Source organism: Streptomyces torulosus, assembly GCF_001419765.1.
Taxonomy (GTDB): domain Bacteria; phylum Actinomycetota; class Actinomycetes; order Streptomycetales; family Streptomycetaceae; genus Streptomyces; species Streptomyces torulosus.
The window spans coordinates 1-3,139 of sequence record NZ_LIRK01000733.1; the positions used below are offsets into that span (position 1 = coordinate 1).

Annotated in this window: 3 protein-coding genes and 1 pseudogene; 2 read left to right on the forward strand and 2 right to left on the reverse strand. The window is 70.7% G+C overall.

Annotated features, from left to right (window positions below; genetic code table 11):
* Nucleotides 1-41: 41 nt before the first annotated feature.
* Together AOK23_RS38710 and AOK23_RS38715 are read left to right on the forward strand one after the other, a co-directional pair.
* The gene (locus AOK23_RS38710) at nt 42-812 is read left to right on the forward strand and encodes an ABC transporter permease (protein ID WP_055717152.1); all 771 of its coding nucleotides are present in this window, start codon (nt 42-44) and stop codon (nt 810-812) included.
* A 2-nt stretch (nt 813-814) separates the two neighbouring features.
* Nucleotides 815-1,663, forward strand: coding sequence for an ABC transporter permease (locus AOK23_RS38715; RefSeq protein WP_206336413.1), 849 nt, complete (start codon nt 815-817; stop codon nt 1,661-1,663).
* 28 nt (nt 1,664-1,691) lie between these two features.
* On the opposite strand, the gene AOK23_RS38720 is transcribed toward AOK23_RS38715, so the two are convergent.
* The gene (locus tag AOK23_RS38720; RefSeq protein WP_055717150.1) at nt 1,692-2,417 is read right to left on the reverse strand and encodes a TetR/AcrR family transcriptional regulator; all 726 of its coding nucleotides are present in this window, start codon (nt 2,415-2,417) and stop codon (nt 1,692-1,694) included.
* Between the two features lie 180 nt (nt 2,418-2,597).
* A pseudogene (locus tag AOK23_RS38725) lies at nt 2,598-3,056 on the reverse strand (IclR family transcriptional regulator domain-containing protein); the annotation flags it as partial.
* Nucleotides 3,057-3,139 lie beyond the last annotated feature (83 nt).

Consider the following 3,139-nt stretch of genomic DNA (forward strand, 5'->3'; position numbering starts at 1 on the left):
CCTCCACCCCCACCCTCTCCCGCCTCCGGCGCGTCGCCTCGATCACGCCTCGGGGTGAGTTCCTCGCCCCGCCCCGGATGACCGCCACCGCCGTACGCCTGTTCGTGCAGGTCTGTCTGGTCGTCTACCTCTGGCGGGGCCTGTACGCGAACACCGGCTCCAGCGCCGGGCTCGACGAGACCCAGGCCGTCGGATACGCCGTACTCGCCGTGCTGGCGGGCCGGATCCGGGGGCTGGACCGGCGTGCCGGGCGCGACACCGTCATCCAGCATCTGCACTTCGGCACGATCGTCTACTGGTACCTACGGCCCATGCGGCCCCAGCGCTACTACGCGCTCCGCGCCCTCGGCGACCAGGTGTACGGCTTCGGCTGGGTGCTCGGCGGTTACGTGCTCTGCCTCGACGCCGGGGTCGTCGCCCCGCCCGCCTCCGTCGAGGTGGCCGCGGTCTTCGTCGTGAGCATGCTGCTCGGTCAACTCGTCCTGTACTACGTGATGATGCTCGTCGACCTGCTGTGCTTCTGGACGCTGCGCAACGAGTCGGCCCTCCTCATCCTCGTCTTCGCCCAGAACCTGCTCTCCGGCGTGTACGCGCCGCTGTGGTACTTCCCGGACTGGTTCATCACCCTCAGCGCGTTCCTGCCGTTCCAGGCGACCCTCGGCGTGCCGCTCTCCATCTACGTCGGCCGTATCGGGGTCGGTGACGCGTTCGGGCAGATGGCGATCCAAGGGGTGTGGATCGTGCTGCTCGCCCTGCTCACCCGTCGGCTGTGGGACATGGCCGGCCGACGTGTCGTGGCCCAGGGAGGATGACCATGACCACACCGTCCACCAGTGGGGGCCCTACCGCGTCCGTGCGTGGGGTCCGTGCCGCCCGCGTCGTCTGGCGGATCACCAAGCTCAACTTCAAGGCGCGGCTGGAGTACCGGGGCGAGTTCCTGATGGGGGTCGCCATCGGGGCGATCTGGCAGGTCTCGATCATCGTCTTCGCCTCGGTGCTGCTCACCCGGTTCCCCGGGCTCGGCGGCTGGTCCAGCTCCGACGTCCTGCTGATCGCGAGCATGCGGATGCTCGCCCACGGGCTGTACGTGCTGTTCCTCGGCCGGATCCAGTACATGAACGTCCTCGTCCAGGAGGGGATCGTCGACCCCTGCCTGATCCGGCCCATGCCGGTGTACCGGCAGGTCCAACTCGCCTTCTTCCCCGTCAACGCCATCGGTGACCTGGTCGTCGCGGTCGGGCTGTTCGCCGCCGCGCTCCAGCGGAGCTCGCTGGACTGGACGGCGGGGCGGATCGCGTACGTCGTGGCGGGGGTTCTCGGCGGGATGCTCGTCGAGGCCGCGCTGTTCACGGCGCTCGCCGCCGCCGCGTTCCACTTCCCGGCCACCTCGTACTGGGCCCAGTGGCTGGAGGAGCTGATGGGCACCTTCGGCAGCTACCCGCTGAGCATCCTGCCGAAGGTCGCCTCCGCCGCGTTCACCTTCGTCGTGCCGCTCGCCTTCATCGCCTATTTCCCGGCCGGGGTACTGACCGGCCACGGCGGTGACATGGGCGTACCGCGGGCGCTCGCGGTGGCCGCGCCGTTCATCGGCCTCGTCGCCTTCGTCCTGTCACGGCTGCTGTGGAACTGGAGCCTCAGCCGCTACACGGGCGTCAACGGGTAAGACGTTCGTCACGGGGTGGGCGGCGCGGCTACGGCAGTCGCGTCGCCAACCCGTCCAGTACGCGCTCCAACCCGTACTGGAACCCCTCCTCCCGCGCGGTCCGCGGGTCCGCGCCGCGCTGTTCGGCGTAGCCCTCCCGCAGCAGCGGATAGTCCTGGGCGGCCTCCTCGGCGGCCGGCCACAGGCGCTCGACCAGCGTCTGCTCGTCCTGGCCGCTGCGGGCGAGGACGGTGAGCCAGGCGGCCTCGCTCGTGGCCATGCCGGTGACGTACGCGACGAGGGTGCCGAGGGCACGGTCCGCCTCGTCGGCCGGGAAACCGGCGGTGGTCAGCAGTTTCAGCATGGCCTCGGAGATGCGCATCCAGTTGGGGCCGAGGTACGACATGCCCATCTCGCCGAGCACGGAGGCGAGCCAGGGGTGGCGCAGGATCGTCGCGCGCAGGCTGTGGGCGCACCGGGCCGTGTCCGTGCGCCAGGTGGCGGGGTCGGGGGAGGCGGTGACCTCGATCTCGCCGTAGACCTCGTCGACGGCCAGTTCGATCAGCTCGTCCTTGTTGGTGACGTGACGGTAGAGCGAGGTGGCGCCCGCGCCCAGCCGGCCGCCGAGCTTGCGCATGCTGAGGGCGTCGATGCCCTCCTCGTCGAGCAGTCGCAGCGCCTCGGACACGATGTGTTCCCTGCTCAGCGCGGGCTGCTCCCGGCCGGTCCGGGGGCGGGTCCACACCGACTGGAAGCCCTGCTGCTCGGCTGGCATCGCCGGTTCCTCTCGTGTCGACGGCTGGTGGCGGCCACCGTAGCGCACGGCATTCGCAGGGTGCGTACGGGCGAGGAAGCGGGCGCACAGTGTTCGCACCGCAGCCGAAGGCCGGGCCATGACGCCCGCCCGTACGCGTCGTACGCTGGCCCGTACGCGTCAGACGCCGGCCCGTACGCGTCAGACGCCGGCCACCCGGCGGAACATGCCTGCCACCCGGAGCTCGCTCTCGATCCGGTGCACCGTCGCGCGCAGTTCCGGCAGGATCTCCTCCACGCACTGCTCCACCGATCGTCGGCTGCTGTGCATCGCGACGTTGACGGCGGCGGTGACGCGGCCGTCGCGGTCGTGGACGGGGACGGCGATGGAGCGGAGGCCCTCCTCCAGTTCGCCGTCGACGAGGGCGTAGCCGTCGGTGCGGACGCGTTCGAGGACGGTGAGGAGTTCCCGGGGGTCCGTGACGGAACGCGGGGTCAGCGGGATGAGGCGTTCGGGGAGGGAGACCTCCGGGAGGAGCCCGGCGAGCATCACGCGGCCCAGGGACGTGGCGTACGCGGGGAACCGTGTGCCGAGGGTGATGTTGACGCTCATGATCCGGCTGGTGGCGACCCGCGCCGTGTACTGCACCTCGTCGCCGCCCCGCACCTGGCGGAACTCTCCGCGAGGGTGCACGATTCGGCGTCCCTAGCGATCCTCACCGCGGGCGGCGACGAGGTACAGTA